The organism is Ruicaihuangia caeni, from assembly GCF_040536845.1.
Classification (GTDB): Bacteria; Actinomycetota; Actinomycetes; order Actinomycetales; family Microbacteriaceae; genus Ruicaihuangia; species Ruicaihuangia caeni.
The window spans coordinates 2,424,712-2,442,653 of record NZ_CP159582.1; the positions used below are offsets into that span (position 1 = coordinate 2,424,712).

14 protein-coding genes and 1 tRNA gene are annotated in these 17,942 nt (G+C 67.9%); 7 read left to right on the forward strand and 8 right to left on the reverse strand.

The window, feature by feature from the left end; genetic code table 11:
- Window positions 1–10: 10 nt before the first annotated feature.
- Both ABV606_RS11335 and ABV606_RS11340 read right to left on the reverse strand, forming a co-directional pair.
- The gene (locus tag ABV606_RS11335; protein ID WP_353987794.1) at window positions 11–1,138 is read right to left on the reverse strand and encodes a tRNA (adenine-N1)-methyltransferase; all 1,128 of its coding nucleotides are present in this window, start codon (window positions 1,136–1,138) and stop codon (window positions 11–13) included.
- Entirely contained in the window at window positions 1,135–1,803 is a 669-nt protein-coding gene (locus ABV606_RS11340) for an HAD family hydrolase (RefSeq protein WP_435415075.1), read from the reverse strand. Before ABV606_RS11340 ends, ABV606_RS11335 begins: the two co-directional genes overlap by 4 nt.
- A gap of 119 nt (window positions 1,804–1,922) precedes the next feature.
- On the opposite strand from ABV606_RS11340, the gene ABV606_RS11345 reads away from it, so the two are divergent.
- Complete coding sequence (locus ABV606_RS11345) at window positions 1,923–3,161, forward strand: PAC2 family protein (RefSeq protein ID WP_353987796.1); 1,239 nt, start codon at window positions 1,923–1,925, stop codon at window positions 3,159–3,161.
- A gap of 54 nt (window positions 3,162–3,215) precedes the next feature.
- On the opposite strand, the gene mshC is transcribed toward ABV606_RS11345, so the two are convergent.
- The 3 genes from mshC to ABV606_RS11360 are packed head-to-tail and all read right to left on the reverse strand — an operon-like array spanning window position 3,216 to window position 6,740.
- Window positions 3,216–4,433, reverse strand: coding sequence for a cysteine--1-D-myo-inosityl 2-amino-2-deoxy-alpha-D-glucopyranoside ligase (mshC, locus tag ABV606_RS11350; RefSeq protein ID WP_353987797.1), 1,218 nt, complete (start codon window positions 4,431–4,433; stop codon window positions 3,216–3,218).
- A gap of 9 nt (window positions 4,434–4,442) precedes the next feature.
- Complete coding sequence (locus ABV606_RS11355) at window positions 4,443–5,378, reverse strand: undecaprenyl-diphosphate phosphatase (RefSeq protein ID WP_353987798.1); 936 nt, start codon at window positions 5,376–5,378, stop codon at window positions 4,443–4,445.
- Window positions 5,379–5,417: 39 nt separating this feature from the next.
- Window positions 5,418–6,740: a M20/M25/M40 family metallo-hydrolase gene (locus ABV606_RS11360; RefSeq protein WP_353987799.1), complete on the reverse strand. Its 1,323-nt coding sequence runs from the start codon at window positions 6,738–6,740 to the stop codon at window positions 5,418–5,420.
- Between the two features lie 158 nt (window positions 6,741–6,898).
- Between ABV606_RS11360 and ABV606_RS11365 the strand changes: the two genes are divergently transcribed.
- The 3 genes from ABV606_RS11365 to ABV606_RS11375 all read left to right on the forward strand — a co-directional run bounded on the left by ABV606_RS11365 (window position 6,899) and on the right by ABV606_RS11375 (window position 9,849).
- A tRNA-Leu gene (locus tag ABV606_RS11365) sits at window positions 6,899–6,987 on the forward strand.
- Window positions 6,988–7,125: 138 nt separating this feature from the next.
- Window positions 7,126–7,953 (forward strand): DUF1206 domain-containing protein, encoded by an 828-nt coding sequence (locus ABV606_RS11370; RefSeq protein ID WP_353987800.1) that lies wholly within the window; start codon window positions 7,126–7,128, stop codon window positions 7,951–7,953.
- A 198-nt stretch (window positions 7,954–8,151) separates the two neighbouring features.
- On the forward strand, window positions 8,152–9,849 hold the full coding sequence (locus ABV606_RS11375) for a lipase family protein (RefSeq protein WP_353987801.1): 1,698 nt from the start codon (window positions 8,152–8,154) through the stop codon (window positions 9,847–9,849).
- 4 nt (window positions 9,850–9,853) lie between these two features.
- On the opposite strand, the gene ABV606_RS11380 is transcribed toward ABV606_RS11375, so the two are convergent.
- On the reverse strand, window positions 9,854–10,435 hold the full coding sequence (locus ABV606_RS11380; protein ID WP_353987802.1) for a YdeI/OmpD-associated family protein: 582 nt from the start codon (window positions 10,433–10,435) through the stop codon (window positions 9,854–9,856).
- A gap of 127 nt (window positions 10,436–10,562) precedes the next feature.
- The gene (locus ABV606_RS11385; RefSeq protein WP_353987803.1) at window positions 10,563–11,558 is read right to left on the reverse strand and encodes an epimerase; all 996 of its coding nucleotides are present in this window, start codon (window positions 11,556–11,558) and stop codon (window positions 10,563–10,565) included.
- Between the two features lie 152 nt (window positions 11,559–11,710).
- Between ABV606_RS11385 and ABV606_RS11390 the strand changes: the two genes are divergently transcribed.
- Window positions 11,711–13,219 (forward strand): CoA-acylating methylmalonate-semialdehyde dehydrogenase, encoded by a 1,509-nt coding sequence (locus tag ABV606_RS11390; protein ID WP_353987804.1) that lies wholly within the window; start codon window positions 11,711–11,713, stop codon window positions 13,217–13,219.
- A 90-nt stretch (window positions 13,220–13,309) separates the two neighbouring features.
- Here the strand turns inward: ABV606_RS11390 and ABV606_RS11395 are convergent, their stop codons facing one another.
- Window positions 13,310–14,851, reverse strand: a complete 1,542-nt coding sequence (locus tag ABV606_RS11395; protein ID WP_353987805.1) for a PucR family transcriptional regulator — start codon at window positions 14,849–14,851, stop codon at window positions 13,310–13,312.
- A gap of 116 nt (window positions 14,852–14,967) precedes the next feature.
- Between ABV606_RS11395 and ABV606_RS11400 the strand changes: the two genes are divergently transcribed.
- Both ABV606_RS11400 and ABV606_RS11405 read left to right on the forward strand, forming a co-directional pair.
- The gene (locus ABV606_RS11400) at window positions 14,968–16,353 is read left to right on the forward strand and encodes an aspartate aminotransferase family protein (protein ID WP_435415081.1); all 1,386 of its coding nucleotides are present in this window, start codon (window positions 14,968–14,970) and stop codon (window positions 16,351–16,353) included.
- Between the two features lie 67 nt (window positions 16,354–16,420).
- Window positions 16,421–17,917, forward strand: coding sequence for a threonine/serine ThrE exporter family protein (locus ABV606_RS11405; RefSeq protein ID WP_353987806.1), 1,497 nt, complete (start codon window positions 16,421–16,423; stop codon window positions 17,915–17,917).
- The last annotated feature ends 25 nt before the right edge of the window (window positions 17,918–17,942 follow it).

The following is a 17,942-nucleotide window of genomic DNA, read 5'->3' on the forward strand; positions in this document are numbered from 1 at the left end:
CTGGCTCGCATTACTCTACTGTGCCGGTTTCGTCAGCCGCGCTGCCGCCGGCGGTTGCCAAAGGGATGTGCCCGCCGCCCGACTCCGCTTCTGCGTCAGGATCGCTGTCTCCCTCGCCGCTCGGGATGTGTCGGCGGCGCTCGGCGAGCCGTTGGGCTTCGCGAGCAGCCTTGCGAAGCCGTTTGTCGCTCACGTCCCGCTCCCCGAGTGCCCCCGGCGTCCACAGCTCGACATCCTCTTCTGAGAACTCCGTCTTCGAGGCCCGCCGCTTCAATTGGGGCAGCACCGTGCCAGGGGCGAGCCGACGGGCCGTGACGAGGAAACCGGTGTGACCGACCATGCGGTGATCGGGGCGCACGGCGAGCCCTTCGACGTGCCAGCCTCGAATCAGCGTCTCGAAGGGTTCGGGGTGCGTGTAGTCGCCGCTCGCGCGCATGGCTTCGACCACCCGCGAAAGCTGCGTGACCGTCGCGACGTAGCAGATCACGAGCCCGCCGGGGGCGAGTGCGTCGGATACTGCATCGAGGCACTCCCAGGGAGCCAGCATGTCGAGCACGACGCGGTCGACCGAGCCCGGAGACACAGTGGCCGGCAGAGCCTCGGCCAGATCGCCCACCGTGATCGACCAATTGTCGGGCGCCTCGCCCATGAATGCCGTGACGTTGCCCTCGGCGACCGCCGCGAAGTCCTCGCGCCGCTCGAATGAGAGCAGCCGGCCCTCATTGCCGATCGCCCGGAGCAGCCACAGCGAAAGGGCCCCGGATCCCACACCGGCCTCGACCACGGTGGCGCCGGGGAAGATATCGGCGAACGCGACGATCTGGGCGGCATCCTTCGGGTAGACGATCGCTGCCCCGCGCGGCATGGACATGACGAAGTCGTTGAGCAGCGGACGCAGGGCCAGGTATTCGTCGCCGTTGCTGGCTGTGAGCACCGAGCCGTCGTCACGACCGATGAGCTCGTCGTGCGCGAGCACGCCGCGGTGGGTGTGGAATGAGGCACCCGGCTTCAGCGTGATCGTGTTGAGGCGCCCTTTCGGGCCGGTGAGCTGCACGCGCTCGCCCGGCCGGAACGGCCCTCTGAAGGCCCCCGGCCCGGTTCCGGGAGCCGCGGGCAGGTCAGCGGTCGGCTCGCTCATGCGGCGCGCCGGATGCCGTGCAACTCGGCGAGGTCGGCGAGCACGCGGCCCTCGAGCGTCGGCCACAGCGTGTACACCTCGCTCTCGGGGATCGGCGCGTGCGCGAGCACGCCGATCGCAGTCGCGCCTGCGGCCACCGCGGAGCGCAACCCGGGCTCGGAGTCTTCGATCGCCACCGAGTCGGCCGCGTCGACGCCGATGCTCTCAGCACCGAGGAGGTATGGCTGGGGGTGCGGCTTCGCATGTTCGACGCTGTCGCCGGTCACGATCGCGTCGAACACCTCGAACCCGATCGCCTCGACCACCTGGTCGGCCATGCGTCTGAACGACATGGTCACGAGTGCCATCGGCAGTCCCGCTTCTCGCGCCTCCGAGAGCAGTTCCCTCGCGCCCGGACGCCACGGCACGCGCTCGGCGATCTTCGCCATCACGCGGTCGGTCAACTCGTCGATGATCGCGGCCTCATCCATTGCCACGCCCTTGCTCCGGAGCAGACGGGCAGAGTGCCACAAGCCCTGACCGATGAGCTGCTTCGCGTCATCGATGCCCCATTCGCCGCCGTACTCTCGCACCAGGGCGACCTCGGCTTCCATCCAGTAGGGCTCGGTGTCGACGATGGTGCCGTCCATGTCCCAGAGGATCGCGGCGGGGTTCTGCGTGGTCACGCTCATCGAGTCTAGACGGCGCGCGTCATAGTCTTGAGGGCGCAGGGTCGACCGCGCGCGTAGTCGCCGCGCGGTGGTCCAGTCGAGGTCGCCGTAGAGATGGCGAGGCAAGGAGACCAGTGAGCGATTCACCCGACTTCACCCGAGGCCGACTGCTGGTCATCGCGTTCGAGGGGTGGAATGACGCCGGCGACGCGGCGAGCGGCGCCGTGGCTGAACTGCGCGATCGCTTTCCGCTGCAGCCGGTGTATCAGGTCGAGTCGGAGGACTACTTCGACTACCAGTTCAATCGCCCGATGCTCCAGCGCGACGACTCCGGTGAGCGCGTCATCGTGTGGCCCTCGGTGACGCTGTACGGTCCGTTCGGTGCCGCCGGCGAATTCGGCGCGGATGCCGACACTCAGCGCGAAGCAGCGGTGGTGGCTGGCGAAGAAGCCCCGAGCGCCGAGTCGGCACCCACCGACTTCCAGGGCGAGCTCTTCGTGCTGCTGGGCAGTGAGCCGTCACGCGGCTGGAAGACCTTCACCAACGAGATCCTCGACGCCGCTATCGATCATGGGATCACGGGGATCGTGATGCTCGGTGCGATGCTCGCCGATGTGCCGCACACGCGACCGATCTCGATCTTCGCGACGAGCGAGAACGACGAGACGCGTCGCCGTCTGAACCTCGAGCGCAGCACGTACGAAGGCCCGACAGGCATCCTGAGCGTGCTCGCCGATGCTGCTGAGAGAGCCGGGATTCCGAGCGTCATGGTGTGGGCGTCAGTGCCCCACTACGTGCACAATGCGCCTTCTCCCAAGGCGACTCTGGCGCTGCTTGACAAGCTGCGCGATCTGTTCGGCGTGGAGGTTCCGCGTGAGCGCCTGGTGAACGAGTCGCTCGCTTGGGAGGCGGGCATCGACGCGCTCGCCGACGATGACGACGAGATGTCGGCGTACATCGAGCAGCTCGAGCAGGCGCGTGACACTGTCGAGTCGCCGCTGGCGAGCGGTGAAGCCATCGCCGAGGAGTTCGAGCGCTATCTGCGTCGCCGCGGAGGGCCCGGAGGTGCTGCTGCTGCAGGAACCGGCGGACCGGCGACGGCGCCAGGCGGGCGGATGCCGGGGCTGCCGGATGCCGGCAGCGCCCCGTCGAGCCCGAACGCGCCCGACGACCAAAGCGCAGAGTCAGAAGGTGGTTCGCGCGACGTTGCGGCCGATGACGACAGCGCCGATGACCGCGGCGCGGATGACCGCAGTGCCGACGGCCTCAGCGGCGACGACGACGCTCGCGGCGCAGAACGCGGAGACACCGGCTCTGATGACGCCGACGGCGGCGAGCCGGGCACGGACGATCCGAGCGCCGGTCGCGACTGAGGGGCCCGCCCGCGCAGCGTCACGTCGCAGCGCAACGGGCGGTTGATGTCTTCCCTACAGCTGGATGCCGAGTAACGCCCGGATCGCGTCGAGCTCCACGATCGACGGCGCTCGCCCCGCGGCCACCTGCCGATCGATCGCAGCGATTGCGGCGGGCGTGTCGAGGTCGTGATGCAGCGCGTCGCGCAGTTCGTCGAGCAACCGGAACTCCGGTCGCGCCTCCTGCTTCGTCGCCCACTGCAGCCAGCGCTGCAAGCGGGCCAACGCATCGGCGAGCACCTCGTCGGTCCACTCCCAGTCGGACCGGTAGTGGTGAGCGAGCACCGAGAGCCTGATCGCTCGCGGGTCGACCCCGTCGCGCCGAAGCGCAGAGACGAAGACCAGGTTGCCGAGCGACTTCGACATCTTGGTGCCCTGGTACGCGACCATTCCCGCGTGCGAGTAGATGCCGGCGAGCGGCTTGCCTGTGAGCGCGGCCATGTGACCGGCGCTGAACTCGTGATGCGGGAAGATCAGGTCGGATCCCCCACCGTTGACGGTCACCGGGATGTCGAGGTACTCCCCCGCGATCACCGTGCACTCGATGTGCCAGCCAGGCCTTCCCGCGCCGACTGCGGCCGGCCAGGCAGGCTCCCCGGGTCGCTCCGCGCGCCAGAGCAGCGCGTCGAGCGGGTCGCGCTTGCCGTCGCGTTCAGGATCGCCGCCGCGTTCGGCGGAGAGCTTGAGCATGGTCTCGCGCGAGTATCCCGACTCGTCGCCGAGGCGCCATGGCGTGACCCTCGCTGCCGCAGCGCTGTCGAAGTAGACATCGTCATCGACGCGGTACCCGATCCCCTGCTCGACGAGCTGCTCGACGGCATCTGCGATGGGGTCGATCACCTCGGTCACCGCGATGAAGTGGTCGGGCGGGATGATCGCGAGGGCCGCCATGTCTTCGCGGAACAACTCCGTCTGCTCACGGGCGATCTCGCGCCAGTCGCGGCCGGTGGCGGCAGCCCGCTCGAGGAGCGGGTCGTCGATGTCGGTCGTGTTCTGCACGTAGCGCACACTGAGGCCGGCATCGAGCCACAGGCGGATGAGCGTATCGAACGCGAGGTAGGTGGCCGCATGGCCGATGTGAGTCGCGTCGTACGGGGTGATGCCGCAGACGTAGATCCCCGCCGTGCCGTCGGCCGCGGCTTCGCGCAGTGCGCTGCTCGCGGTGTCGTAGATCACCGGCACGCGGCCGGTGCCGGGCAGTCGGGGAACCGCGGGACGGTTCCAGGACTTCATGCCCCCAGCCTAGAGGGGCTGGAGGACGCCCGTGCTCAGCAGCACGAGCAGAACCGCGCCCAGGAGCACCCGATATACGACGAACGGCATGAACGAGCCGCGTTGGATGTACCGCATGAGGAAGGCGATCACGGCGTAGCCGACCACGAACGCGACGACGGTCGCCACCGCAGTTTCGGCATAGCCGTAGTAGCCGGCGGGCTCCTTCACGCTGTTGACCAGTTCGTAGAGGCCGCTGCCGAAGACGGCGGGCACTGCCAGCAGGAAGGCGTACCGAGCCGCCGCGGGACGGTTGTAGCCCAAGGCACGCCCCATGGTGGTGGTCGCTCCGGAGCGCGAGACTCCTGGGATCAGCGCGAGCGTCTGGGCAAGCCCGAACCAGAGCCCGTGCGGGTAGGTCAGGTCGTCGAGGTCTCGGTCGCGCTTGCCGTACCGGTCGGCGATGCCGAGCAGGATGCCGAAGACGATGAGCACGATGGCGACGAGCCACAGGCTGCGGAACACGGAGCGGATGCTCTCCTGCGCGAGGTATCCGACCACGACGATCGGGATCGTGCCGATGATGATGAGCCAACCCATCCGCACGTCGGGGTCGCCCGGGGCGATGGCGGTCGCGCCAGGACGGGTGGCGTGGCGGGCGCCGCCGCTGTGCACCGCGTCGCGGGCGGATGCCGTGGCATCCGCACTGCTTCTCGGTCGACGCGCACGGGAGCCGCCGAACACCGCGCGGAACCATCGCCCGATGATTCGGGTGATGTCGTTCCAGAAGTAGAGCAGCACCGCGAGCTCGGTGCCGATCTGGGTGATGGCAGTGAAGGTGGCGCCGGGGTCGGTGGCGCTCGGCAGGAGCTCGCCCACGATGCGCAAGTGGGCGCTCGAAGAGATGGGCAGGAACTCGGTGAGGCCCTGCACAAGGCCAAGGATGATCGCCTCGATAAATTGCACGCGGCTCCCGTCAGTGATGCGACGCCCGGGCGCCCGAGCTCAGTAGCTGAGGAGCAGGTCGGTGAGCACCTGCCTACCGAAGGTTAGTGCGTCGAGCGGCACTCGCTCGTCGACACCGTGGAACATCCCCGGGAAATCGAGCTCGGGGGGAAGCTTCAGCGGAGCGAAGCCATACCCCTTGATGCCGAGTGTCGCGAGCGCCTTGTTATCGGTGCCGCCGGAGAGCAGGTACGGCAGCACCTGAGCGCCGGGATCGTGGCGCTGCAGCGTCGAGGTCACAGCGTCGACGAGGGGCCCCTCGAACGGCGTCTCAAGTCCGATGTCGCGATGCAGCACCTGCACTTCGATATCGTCGCCGACGATCTCGCGTATCTGGGCGAGTGCCTCGTCTTCGCCATCGGGGAGCGTGCGGATGTCGATGAGTGCTTCGGCGCGTTCGGGGATGACATTGTGCTTGTAGCCGGCGCTGAGCACAGTCGGATTCGTCGTGGTTCGGAGCGTCGCGCGGATGAACCCGGCGGCGGTACCCGTGGCGATGGCCAGCTCGTCGGGTCCGACCTCTTGCGGGTCGGCTCCGAGCAGCCGGGCGACCTCGTGCAGCAGGCGATCGGTTGTGGCGGTCAAGCGGATCGGCCACTGCTGGCGTCCGAGTTTGGCGACTGCCTCGGCCAGTCGCGTGACGGCGTTGTCTTCGACGAGACGAGAGCCGTGGGCGGCTCTTCCCCTGGCGATGAGCTTCGCCCAGACCAGGCTCTTCTCGCCCGTCTGCAGCAGGTAGGCCCGTTGCCCGTCGAGCGTGATCGAGTAGCCGCCGACCTCGCTGATGGCCTCCGTGGCGCCCGCGAAGAGCTCTGGACGATGCTTCACGAGGTGGCCCGAGCCGAGCACTCCCCCGGCCTCTTCATCCGCGAAAAACGCGATCACGAGATCGCGAGCGGGCCGGCGACCAGACCCGATGATCTCCTGCAACGCGGTGATGATCATCGCGTCCATGTTCTTCATGTCGACCGCGCCGCGTCCCCACAGCATCCCGTCGCGGATCACGCCCGCGAACGGGTCGACCGTCCACTCGGCCGGGTCGGCAGGTACGACATCCAAATGCCCGTGCACGACGAGCGCCGGCTTCGAACGATCAGCACCCTCCACACGAGCGACCACGCTGGTGCGACCGGGCTCGGAGTCGATCAGCTCGGGCTGGAGCTCCAGCGCGCGAAGGTGGGCCGCCATGTATTCAGCCGCTTCGGTCTCGCTGTTCGCGCGGCCCTCGCCCCAGTTCGTCGTGTCGAAGCGGATGAGGTCGCGCGCGATGATGGCCGTCGCGTCGAGCAACTCGTCTGGCTGATCGTGCTCGTGGGCAGTCATACCGCTCACGCTACCGGCAGGCGGCGACACCCGGCCGGCCGCCCCTGTGAAGGCGCCAGCAGGGTCGTGGCAGGGATGCGTCTGAGGCGTCAAAAGGCCTTCGATTTCCGTGCTATCGTCGTACGTCGGCGGGTGAGCAACCCGCTGAAATCACCTGAGTCCGGGTGGCGGAATTGGTAGACGCGCTAGCTTGAGGTGCTAGTGCCCTTTATCGGGCGTGGGGGTTCAAGTCCCCCCTCGGACACCACTTGTCATGAGTCGCGACACCGTTGAGAAACGGGTCGCGACTCGGTCGTTTCGGCGCGGCTTCGGTCGGGTTCTCGAGGCATCGATGTGACCGGCGATCGGCCTGGGGCGGCTCCCACGACCGCCCTAGGGTGAAATCGTGTCTCACTCTCCTTCCTCGGCAGCGTCGGCAGCGTCGGCTCGTGCGACTGCGTCACGACTGCAGGACAACCACGCGTTCCAACTCGCCACGCGCACGGGGTTCGCGGTCAACGGTCTGCTCCACCTGCTCATCGGTGGGATCGCGTTCGGCATCGCCTTCGGCTCCGGCGGTGAAGCGGATCAGGGCGGTGCGCTGAGCGGACTCGCGGCGAGCCCCGGTGGTGTGCTCGTGCTCTGGGTCGTTGCCATCGGGTTGCTCGCGCTCGGGCTCTTCCAGGTGCTCGAGGCGCTCCTGATTCGCGGTACCGACACCACTGCCTGGACCGGCCGAGCTAAGGAAGGCGGAAAGGCGATCGCCTACCTCGCGATCGGGTTCTCCGCGGCAAGCACTGCGATGGGCAGCGGGAGCGACAGCGAGCGCCAGACGCAGGGCATGACCTCGACCCTGCTCTCCACGCCCGGTGGTGTGTTCCTCGTGGTTCTCCTCGGGCTCGGTGTTCTGGCCATTGGCGTGTACTTCATCGTCAAGGGCGCGAACAAGAAGTTCCTGCGAGATATCGCTGCGCCGGCGGGCAAGGCCGGTCGCTCGATCACGATGCTCGGTCGCATCGGATACTTCGCCAAGGGCATCGCAATCGCTGTCGTCGGCATCCTGTTCTGCGTGGCTGCGATCACTTCCGACCCGAGCGAGGCCACCGGTCTCGACGGCGCCCTCAAGTCCCTCGCCGAACTGCCACTCGGGCCGGCGATTCTCACCGTCGTCGCTCTCGGACTCATGGCCTACGGCGTGTACTGCTTCGCCCGCGCGAAGTACGCGCGGCTGTAGCTTTCGCCGGCGAGGGCCACCGGCACGCGTCGGCACGAGTCATCGGCAACTTCGCCGCCTTCGCCTTGACGGACCATCCTCGACCGACTCATAGTCGTGCACGTCATGCGAAGCACACCGTCACCGCCGCGTCGCTGGCCCTCCCTGCTGATGCGGGTTCGGAGCCTCCCTCGGTGGGTCCGCGTCGCTCTCGCGCTGGTGGCCGTCGTTCTGGGCGCCTACCTGATCACACGGCCGACAACGTCACTCGACGTGCTGGCGATCGCCGTCGGCGTCGGCTTCGTGCTGCAGGGCGTGATCGTGCTCGACAGCGAGGATGAGGGACCACCGCCCCGACGTTGGGAGTCGCGTGCACGGGTCGCGGTCGCCGTGCTCTGGGTCTCCGCGGGCGTCTTCGTGCTCTTGTTCCTCGGTCTGACGGTGCGTCTGCTCGCAGAAGTGATCGCGATCGCGCTCGTCGCCAATGGCATCCTCCAACTCATCGGCGCCTTCCGGCGCTCACTCGCCCTCGACGCTCGTATCGCGGCCATCGCATTCGGCGCCGCATCGTTCGGGTTCGGCATTCTGGCGGGCTTCTGGCCCGATATCACGTTGTTGATCGCCGCGGTCGCATTCGGGGCGCAGCTCATCATCTCGGGCATCGCCGAAGGCCGGCACGCCTTGCACGGCGCACCTCCCGAACGCACCTCGACAGCCCGACCGCTTCACAGGTTCGCTCGCACCACTGCGGCAGTGGTCAGCCTCGCGCTGGTGGGCGCGGCAGGTGTTGTGAGCATCGGTCTACGCGGTGCGACACCGGTGGTCGACGAGTTCTACGCGGCCCCACGTGACGTGCCCGACGAGCCGGGGCAACTGATCCGCAGTGAGCCGTTCAGCCGCGACGTGCCGAGCAATGCCACCGCTTGGCGCATCCTGTACACCACCACTCGGGGAGACGGCAGTCCCGCGGTCGCCAGTGGCATCGTCGTCGCGCCCACTGAGGGAATCGGCTACCGGCCTGTCATCGGATGGGCGCACGGCACGACCGGTTTTGCACAGCCGTGCGCGCCGTCACTGCTCGAGCGTCCGTTCGCGTCGGGCACGCTCTTCGTGCTGACACGGGTGATCGAGGCAGGATGGGCGCTTGTCGCCACCGACTACATCGGCCTCGGCACCGCCGGCCCGCATCCGTACCTGATCGGCAGGGACTCCGCGCACGCGATACTCGACGCCCTTCGGGCGTCCCGACAGCTCACACCCGGTTTGATCGGCGGCGAGTCGGTGATCTGGGGACATTCCCAGGGCGGCGGCGCGGCACTATGGGCGGGCGCGCTCGCCGAGGACTACGCGCCGCTGGTCAGCGTCGAGGGCGTCGCGGCACTGGCGCCGGCTTCTGAGTTGAATCGCCTGATCACCCAGCTTTCGCGGGTGCGAGGCGGCAGTGTCATCGAGTCGTTCGCGCTGGCCAGCTTCGCCGCCAACTACCACGATGTCACCTGGCGCGAATACGTCCGGCACGGCGCCGAACCGATCGTGCGAGCGATTTCCGAGCGCTGCCTCGCCGAGCCCGGGGTGCTCATCTCTGGGCTCGAGGGACTTGCCCTTCGCAGGGATCCGGCCGTCTTCAAGAAGAACCCGCTGGCTGGGCCGTTCGGCGCGCGCATCATGGAGAACATACCGCCGGCCACGGTGTCGGCTCCGCTGCTGGTCGCCCAGGGGGAAGCTGACGAGTTGATTCCACCCCGCGTCCAGCAGGCCTTCATCGAGCGGATCCGTGAGGCCGGTCAAGACGTCGACTACCGCACCTACCCGGGACGCGACCACATCACTCTCGTCTATCAGACCTCACCGCTGATGGACGAACTGTTCGCGTGGACCGCCGAACGCTTCGCGGGTGTCGAGGGTGTAGCCGACTGACGAACTACGTTGGGTCAATCAAGCGCTTCCTCTGCTCGAGGAGCCGGATGTACTCGGTGACACGGCGGGCGCGAGTCTCCGGCCGTTTGAGGCTCATGAGCCGGAAGAGGAACGCGAACCGCGCCTGGGCCGACAAGGTCGCGAAGAATTCGGCGGCGCGGGGTGAAGCGTCGAGGGCTGCCTGGAAGTCGTCGGGCACTGCGGCATCCTTCTGCCGGTAGGCCGCCTCCCAACGGCCGTCCGCCTTCGCGCGGTCGATCTCGGCCTGACCAGCGGGGCGCATCCTGCCCTCTCGGATGAGGCGCTCCGCATGCTCACGATTGAGCTGCGACCAGGGACTCCGCGAGCGGCGAGGCGTGAACGACTGAAGCATGTAGTCGTCATCGAGCCGAGCCGATTGCCCGTCGATCCATCCGAAGCAAAGCGCCACATCGAGCGCCTGCGCATACTGGATGCCGGGGGCCGTGCTGTTCTTCTTGCGAAGCTGCAGTCGCACGCCATCGGGCGACGGATCGCCGTCGAGGTAAGCCTCCCAGTCCGCGGTCGTGTGCGGGTGGAAGAGCGGCTTGTCGGCGAACGACACCATGCACGCACGATAGCGAGCGCTGAACCCTCTAGTCACCAGCGGTGACGATCGAGAGGCGCGATGACACGTCGAGGACGAGCGACTTTCGCAGGAGCGACGCGGATGCGGGTTGTCCGCTGGCGCGGCGTCAGGCCTCAGCCCGGTCCTGCCCCCTGCTCGCGGCCACGTCGCGCAGTGCCGGCTCGAGTTCGGGCCAACGGAAGACGTACCCGCTTGCGCTCAAGCGCTCGGGCAGCACCCAACGGCTCTTGAGCACGAGCTCCGGTTCGGTACGCAGCAGCCACATCGCGGGTTCCAGCATCCACCGAAACGCCGGCAGTCCGATGGGCTGCCTCACCACCTTCCGCAGGGTCGCCATCAGTGACCGGTTGTCAGAAGGGTTCGGGCTCGCGACATTGACCGGTCCATCGAGCTCGGGATGCGCGATCACGTGCCGAATCGCCCCGAGCACGTCGTCGATGTGCACCCAGCTGAACCTCTGACGCCCGCGCGTGTGATGCATCGGTGCGCTGCCGTCGCCGCTCGGGTCGGGGCCGATGCCGCGGTACCTGCGGTGCGGAAACCACCAGCCGTCATGCTGCGCGCCACCGAGACCGAGGCGTGCGAGCGCGAGCAGCATCGCAGTAGCCGGACCGTCGCCAAGGACGATCGCGATACGGAGTGCCACGCGACGCGTCTCGGGCAACTCGCCCGCGAAGAACTCCCGCTCCCAGTTGCGCGCCACATCGACCGAGAATCCGGTCCCGTACTCCCCCGCGGTCTCGGTCATCGGTCGATCCATCGCGTGCCGGTAGATCGTCGCGGTGCTGGCGTTGATCCACACTCGGGGCGGTGTCTCGCATGCCGCGATCGCCTCGCGCAGTTCGCGGGTCGTGTCGGTGCGCGAGCGGAGCACCTCGGCGCGATTGCGGTCGGTGTACCGGCAGTTGACACTCTTGCCGGCCAGGTTCACCACGGCGTCGGCGCCTTCCAAGACGCGGCGGATGGAGTCGGAGTCGCCCCAACGCGCGTGCGGCTCGCCCCGGCCGATGCGCTTCACCGTGTAGCCGTGCGAAGCGAAGTCGGCGGTGAGGCTCCGCCCGATGAACCCTGATGCCCCGGCTATCACCGCTGTCTTGGCCACGTCGCGAGCCTATCGGCCCGCCACCCGCTGGGTCAGCGTGCCAGAGTGTCGATAGGCAGTGCCGATGGTCGACAGTTCGCAGCGCCAGTGGCGTGGGAGTCCTCGATACAGTCGTGACACTTCAACCGCACCGAGCAAGGAGCACTATGTCGATGGCGACGACCGAGACCACCCTGGCGACCGTGCCGCACTGGATCGACGGCAAAGAGGTCACGGTTGACGGCGGCCGTACCGCACCCGTGTTCGACCCTGCGCTCGGCATCGCCACGAAGCACGTCGTCCTCGCGGATAGCGCCGAGATCGAGGCGGCCATCGCGAGCGCGAAGGCCGCCTTCCCGGCCTGGCGAGACCTTTCACTCGCGCGTCGACAGGCGGTGCTGTTCAAGTTCCGCGAACTGCTCGACGCGCGCAAGCACGAACTGGCCGAGATCATCACCGGCGAACACGGCAAGGTGCTCTCGGACGCGCTCGGCGAGATCTCACGCGGACAAGAGGTCGTCGAGTTCGCAACGGGCCTGGCCCACCACCTCAAGGGCGAGTTCTCCGAGCAGGTGTCGACTGACGTCGATGTGTACTCGCTCCGTCAGCCACTGGGAGTCGTCGGCATCATCTCTCCGTTCAACTTCCCCGCCATGGTTCCGATGTGGTTCTTCCCCATCGCCATCGCCGCAGGCAACACCGTTGTGCTGAAGCCGAGCGAGAAGGACCCATCAGCCGCCATCTGGCTTGCGAAGCTGTGGAAGGAGGCGGGCCTGCCCGATGGCGTGTTCACCGTGCTCAACGGTGACAAGGCAGCGGTCGACGGGCTGCTCGAGCATCCAGACGTCAAGGCGATCTCATTCGTCGGCTCGACGCCCATCGCCAAGTACGTGTATGAGCAGGGCAGCAAGCATGGCAAGCGCGTGCAGGCGCTCGGCGGCGCGAAGAACCACATGCTGGTGCTTCCGGATGCCGATCTCGATCTCGTTGCCGACTCGGCGATCAACGCCGGTTTCGGCTCGGCCGGCGAGCGGTGCATGGCCATCTCCGTGGTCGTGGCCGTCGAACCCATCGCCGACGACCTCATCGACAAGATCGTCGACCGCATGCGCGGACTGAAGGTAGGAGACGGGCGCCGCAACTGCGACATGGGCCCCCTCGTCACCGAGCAGCACCGTGACAAGGTCGCCTCGTACATCGACATCGCGGCAGCAGACGGCGCAACCGTGGTCGTCGACGGTCGCGGCATCGAGGTGGACGGCGAGGCGGACGGCTTCTGGCTCGGCCCGACTCTGCTCGACAAGGTGCCCACCACTTCGCGCGCGTATACCGAGGAGATCTTCGGCCCGGTGCTCTCGGTCGTGCGAGTGGGCTCGTACGAAGAGGGCGTCGAACTGATCAACAGTGGAGCGTTCGGCAACGGCACGGCGATCTTCACGAATGACGGGGGCGCCGCGCGGCGTTTCCAGCGCGAGATCGAGGTCGGGATGATCGGCATCAATGTGCCGATCCCTGTGCCGGTGGCGACCTTCTCGTTCGGCGGCTGGAAGTCGTCGCTGTTCGGCGACACCAAGGCGCACGGCGCCGAGGGCGTGCGCTTCTTCACGCAGCAGAAAGCCGTGACCGCCCGCTGGCTCGACCCGAGCCACGGCGGCATCAACCTGGGCTTCCCTCAGAACTGACTCAACGCCGCTCCGCCGGAACTGACCGCGAGCCGTGCTGCCAACGGCGGCCGCGGTCAGTACCGGTGGGCACGGGGCCGGCGAGTGAGGTCATTCCCTCGCTGGCGCGGTGAGTTGCAGCGCATTCCACACTTCCGCGCGAGCCGCGAAGGCGTCGAGGTCGAGTCCCAGGAGCGCGCTTGCGAGATCGACCCGGTTGCGGAGGGTGTGCCGGTGCACGCCCAGCGCTCTAGCCGATGGATCCCATGCGCCATTGTGCGAGAGCCAGACCACGAGCGACTCGCGGATCGACTCAGCACCATCAGGATGCCGGTCGAGCGGCTCGAGCAGACGATTCGCGACGGCACGCGCTCCCGATTGCTCGAGCATCCCTAGCAGCCCTTCATCGACCAGTTGGTCGAACCGCACGGCCGGATGGAATGCAGAACTGCGCCGCAGAGCCAGCAATGCCTCGCCCAGCGCATCACTGAACCGGCTCCATTCGGCCGGCGCCGAGAACCCGCTGTGAGCCTGGTGCCCCGACAGCAGTTGCTCGATCCAGCGGGTGTCGTCGGCGTGACAGACGACCAGCGTTCGTCCGTCGCGCTCGCCGAAGAACAGCCGTCCGGGGTTTCGCTCGGCGGCGAGTTCGAGCGTCGCGAGCAGTGCGTCGCCGCTGGGGTCGCCCACGGCATCCTGCCCGCCCATGCTGACGCGCGCGACGCGGATGGGCTCAGCGGGCAGTTCGCCCCATAGAGGACGGACTGAGCTGCGAGCCACGTCGATGGCGCCGGCGAGGAGCAGTTCGAGGATGCCGGAGCGAAGGGTTCTTCGCGCCGTGTCGAGGGCGCGACTCTGCTCGAGCGCGATGCTCGCGAGCGCGATGACGCTCTCGACGAGATCGACGCCTGCTCGATCGAGCTCGGTTCCGGTGCCGACCACCAGCGCACCGCGCACGCTGCCGTGATGGCCGACGGTCTGGATGGTGATCTCGGTGTCCTCGATGGTGATCCTCGCTGCGGCCGCTCGCCCCTTCGACAGCGTTCTGCGCACTGCAGCCGACACCCGTTCGTCGATCGTCGCAGGCACCTGCAGCTGCGCGGGAAAGGCGAGGCGGTCACCGGCCGCGTCGAAGAGCGCGACCCAGCATCCGAGATTGCGTTCGAGCTCCCGCAGGATCGCCGCGAGACCGTCGGGCCGGAGCGCGGCCCTCGCCACAGAGCGCTGGGCGCGCAGTGATCGCTCGAGCTGTTCGCGCTGGTCGCGGTCAGTTGCGTCGCTGACGAGACGGATGATCGCCATGAACGGGGTGCGATCGGCGACTTCGATCAGCGGCAGCCGGTGCTCAGCGCAAGCGTCGATGAGCGCGGGTGGGATGCTGTCGTGCACGATCTGCGTGGCGAACCCGAGCGCGGCGACACCGCAGTCGACGAGCCGCTCGACGTACGGCTGAGCCTCTGCCGGCGCCGGCCCAGCGAATTGGAGGCCGTCGGTGAGCAGGAGGCCATCGGGCTCGAGCCACGGCGTCGGATCGGCCAGGTCGGAGTTGTGCGCCCAGAGCAGCGGGCGCGCGAGCTGGCCGGACGAGAGCTCGGTGGCCGGTTGCAGCCGAAGCCCTTGCGTCGCGAGCAGGGTGCGAAGATCTGCTGACATGGGGCCTTTCGAATGCGGAAGTGTCGATCCGGAGTGATTGACATCGACAGTGTGGCGGTCGCTGTCGGCCGGTCGCAAACCGGAGAATCGTGATCGTCCACGAGTGAGGAGTCCCAGTGAGCATCACGACATCGAAGAGCGACCGCCCCGTCGAGCCCAGCGGCGAGACCAGCCGCGAGTCGCAGGCGGGCCGCGCGCCGCTCCCCGGTGGCAGCAGTCCGATCGTCGAGGCCGACCGCACTCACGTCTTCCATTCCTGGTCTGCCCAGGCGTCGCTTTCGCCTATCGCCATCGCCGGCGGTCTCGGCTGCATCGTCTGGGACGCCGACGGCCGTGAGTACCTTGATCTCTCGAGCCAACTCGTCAACGTGAACATCGGGCACCAGCATCCGCGAGTGGTCGCTGCGATCCAAGAGCAGGCGAGCGTGCTGGCCACCGTCGCCCCCGCGCACGCGAATGCGACCCGAGCGGAAGCGGCACGCCTCATCACTGAGCTCGCCCCTGAAGGCCTCAACAAGGTGTTCTTCACGAATGGCGGCGCCGACGCCAATGAGAACGCCATCCGCATGGCACGGCAGTTCACGGGACGCGACAAGGTCATCTCGCACTACCGCTCGTACCACGGCAACACCGGGTCGGCCATCGCGGCGACCGGTGACTGGAGGCGTGTGCCAAACGAATACGCGCGCGGGCATGTGCATGTCTTCGGCCCCTACCTCTATCGCAGCGAGTTCTGGGCCGAGACGCCCGAACAAGAGGCCGAGCGCGCGCTGCACCACCTCGAGCGCGTGATCCAGGCCGAGGGTCCTTCGAGCATCGCGGCGATGCTCTTCGAGACCGTGCCGGGCACCGCCGGCATCCTCACGCCCCCGCCTGGCTATCTCCGTGGGGTGCGCGAGATCGCTGATCGGTACGGCATCGTGCTGATCCTCGACGAGGTCATGGCCGGCTTCGGGCGCACGGGCGAGTGGTTCGCGTTCGACGGCTACGACGTGCGCCCAGACCTCGTCACCTTCGCGAAGGGCGTGAACTCCGGTTATGTCCCTGTCGGCGGTGTCATCATCAGCGACGCGATCGCGCACCACTTCGACGACACCGTGTTCCCCGGCGGGCTCACCTACTCGGGCCACCCGCTCGCGGCTGCAAGCATCGTCGCGACGATCGAGGCCATGCGTGATGAGGGCATCGTCGCCAACGCCGCTCGTATCGGCGCCGATGTCCTCGGGCCTCGCCTGCGTGAGCTCGCGTCGCGGCACGAACTGATCGGCGAGGTGCGCGGCAAGGGCGTGTTCTGGGCGGTCGAACTGGTCGCGGATCGTGTCACGAAGGAGCCGCTCGCCCCGGCGGAGATGGCACGGCTCAAGAACGAGTTGCTCGCGCTGGGCGTGCTGCCGTTCACTGCCGAGAACCGCCTGCACGTGGTGCCCCCGGCAGCGATCACGGATGCCAAGGCCGAGCGCGGCATCGCGGCGATCGACGCCGCGCTTTCTGCGCTGTCATAGGCGCCCCTGCTGCACTCGACTGCATCGCGCTGCGGCACGACCGCGCAGCGCGATGCAGCATGGGGGCATGTCGCCCGACTCCCCCGAGCACGATGCCGAGCGCGACGACCCGGTCCGGAACTCTGCGAGAGACGAGGCGCTCGACGGTCGCGGCGCCGCGGAGGCGGACCGTACCGAGGAACAGAACGCCCAACGGGCCCCCGAGCAGACCGCCGGCGTGCGGCGCGCTTCGCAGCACCTCGATCTCGCCGCGAAGACCGGTGCCGCGCTGCTCGGCAGCACGGCGCCGGCGATGGAAGTCGTCGACGCCATGCTCGACATCGTTGAGCACGGGGGTGTCGATCATGTCGATGTCGATGTCACCTACAGCCAGATCACGCTGACGCATCGCCCTCGAAGCGGACCGCACTCGGTCGAGCTCGAGCACATCCGCGCGCGTACCTTCGACTACGGACGCTACGTGCACGCCGAGATGCTGGTGCAGCGGTTCCTCAGCGGTGAGCTCGAACTCGACGACGCGCTCGCGCAAGCCGGCCGGTTGCGACGTGACGCCCACCGCTATCCCTGGTGGCTCACGCGTCTGGCTGCGGGTACGGCCGGCGTCACCGCAGCGGTGATCTTCGGCGCTGGATGGATCACCGCGGTCTTCGCGTTCATCGCGAACGTGATGGTCGACTGGCTGTTCGCCCGGCTGAGCTCACGCGCGTGGCCCGTGTTCTTCACCCAGGCGTTCGCGGGCGTCATCGCGGTCGCCGCCGCTGCCGGGGTCAACGCGATCAGCCCGGAGGTCGACTCTTCGCAGGTCGTGGTCTCCGTGATCATCATGATGCTGGCCGGCATGACCTCCACCGGCGGGGTGCACGACCTCATCACGGGCTGGTATCTGACCGGCGTGGGACGGCTCGCCGAAGGGGTGGTCAACACGGTCGGCCTCGTCGTCGGCATCCAGATCGGCATCGCGCTCGCGCATGGTGCGGGCGCCGCGCTCACCATCACGCCCGAGGTGCGGTTCGGCGCAGATCCGCTGCTGCTCACTGCGCTCACGAGCGCGGCGCTCGCTGTGTGCTTCGGCGTCTGGGCACAACTGCCTCCTCGCTCGTTCCCTCTCGCCGCCCTGCTCTCGCTCATCGGATGGGTGCTCTTCGGGGTTGCGATCGATCGGGCCGTCGATCCGGTCTGGGCCTCCGGCATCGCCGCCGTGGTGATCGGGCTCGCCTCTCCGGTCGCCGCGCAGCTCGTCCGAGTGCCGTCGTGGATCCTCGCGAGTGTCGCGATCGTTCCGCTGCTGCCGGGGGTGGCGCTCTATCGGGGGCTCTTCGCCGGCGCGGACGGCGATGTCGGCACGGGGATGCTGCTCCTGCTCTCGGCGCTCGGCACAGCGCTGGTGCTGGCGAGCGGCATCACGCTCGGGCAGTACTTGACGGCGGCGCTCCTGCGTGGACCCTTCAAACTGCGCAGTCGCTTCGTGCCGCAATTCCTCGGACCCTTCAGCACCTCCCGGGAGCGCATCGATCGGCTCAGTGAAGCGCATGACCAAGAAGAGGATGAGCGCTCCGTCGATTGAGCGACATGCGACATGGCCCCAGAGT

Excerpts from the sequence above, each read along its gene's own strand:
- ABV606_RS11405 (WP_353987806.1), top strand. The coding sequence starts at position 16,421 with ATGTCGCCCGACTCCCCCGAGCACGATGCCGAGCGCGACGACCCGGTC.
- ABV606_RS11335 (WP_353987794.1), bottom strand. The coding sequence starts at position 1,138 with ATGAGCGAGCCGACCGCTGACCTGCCCGCGGCTCCCGGAACCGGGCCG.
- ABV606_RS11390 (WP_353987804.1), top strand. The coding sequence starts at position 11,711 with ATGGCGACGACCGAGACCACCCTGGCGACCGTGCCGCACTGGATCGAC.
- ABV606_RS11380 (WP_353987802.1), bottom strand. The coding sequence starts at position 10,435 with ATGGTGTCGTTCGCCGACAAGCCGCTCTTCCACCCGCACACGACCGCG.
- ABV606_RS11360 (WP_353987799.1), bottom strand. The coding sequence starts at position 6,740 with ATGACTGCCCACGAGCACGATCAGCCAGACGAGTTGCTCGACGCGACG.
- ABV606_RS11395 (WP_353987805.1), bottom strand. The coding sequence starts at position 14,851 with ATGTCAGCAGATCTTCGCACCCTGCTCGCGACGCAAGGGCTTCGGCTG.
- mshC (WP_353987797.1), bottom strand. The coding sequence starts at position 4,433 with ATGAAGTCCTGGAACCGTCCCGCGGTTCCCCGACTGCCCGGCACCGGC.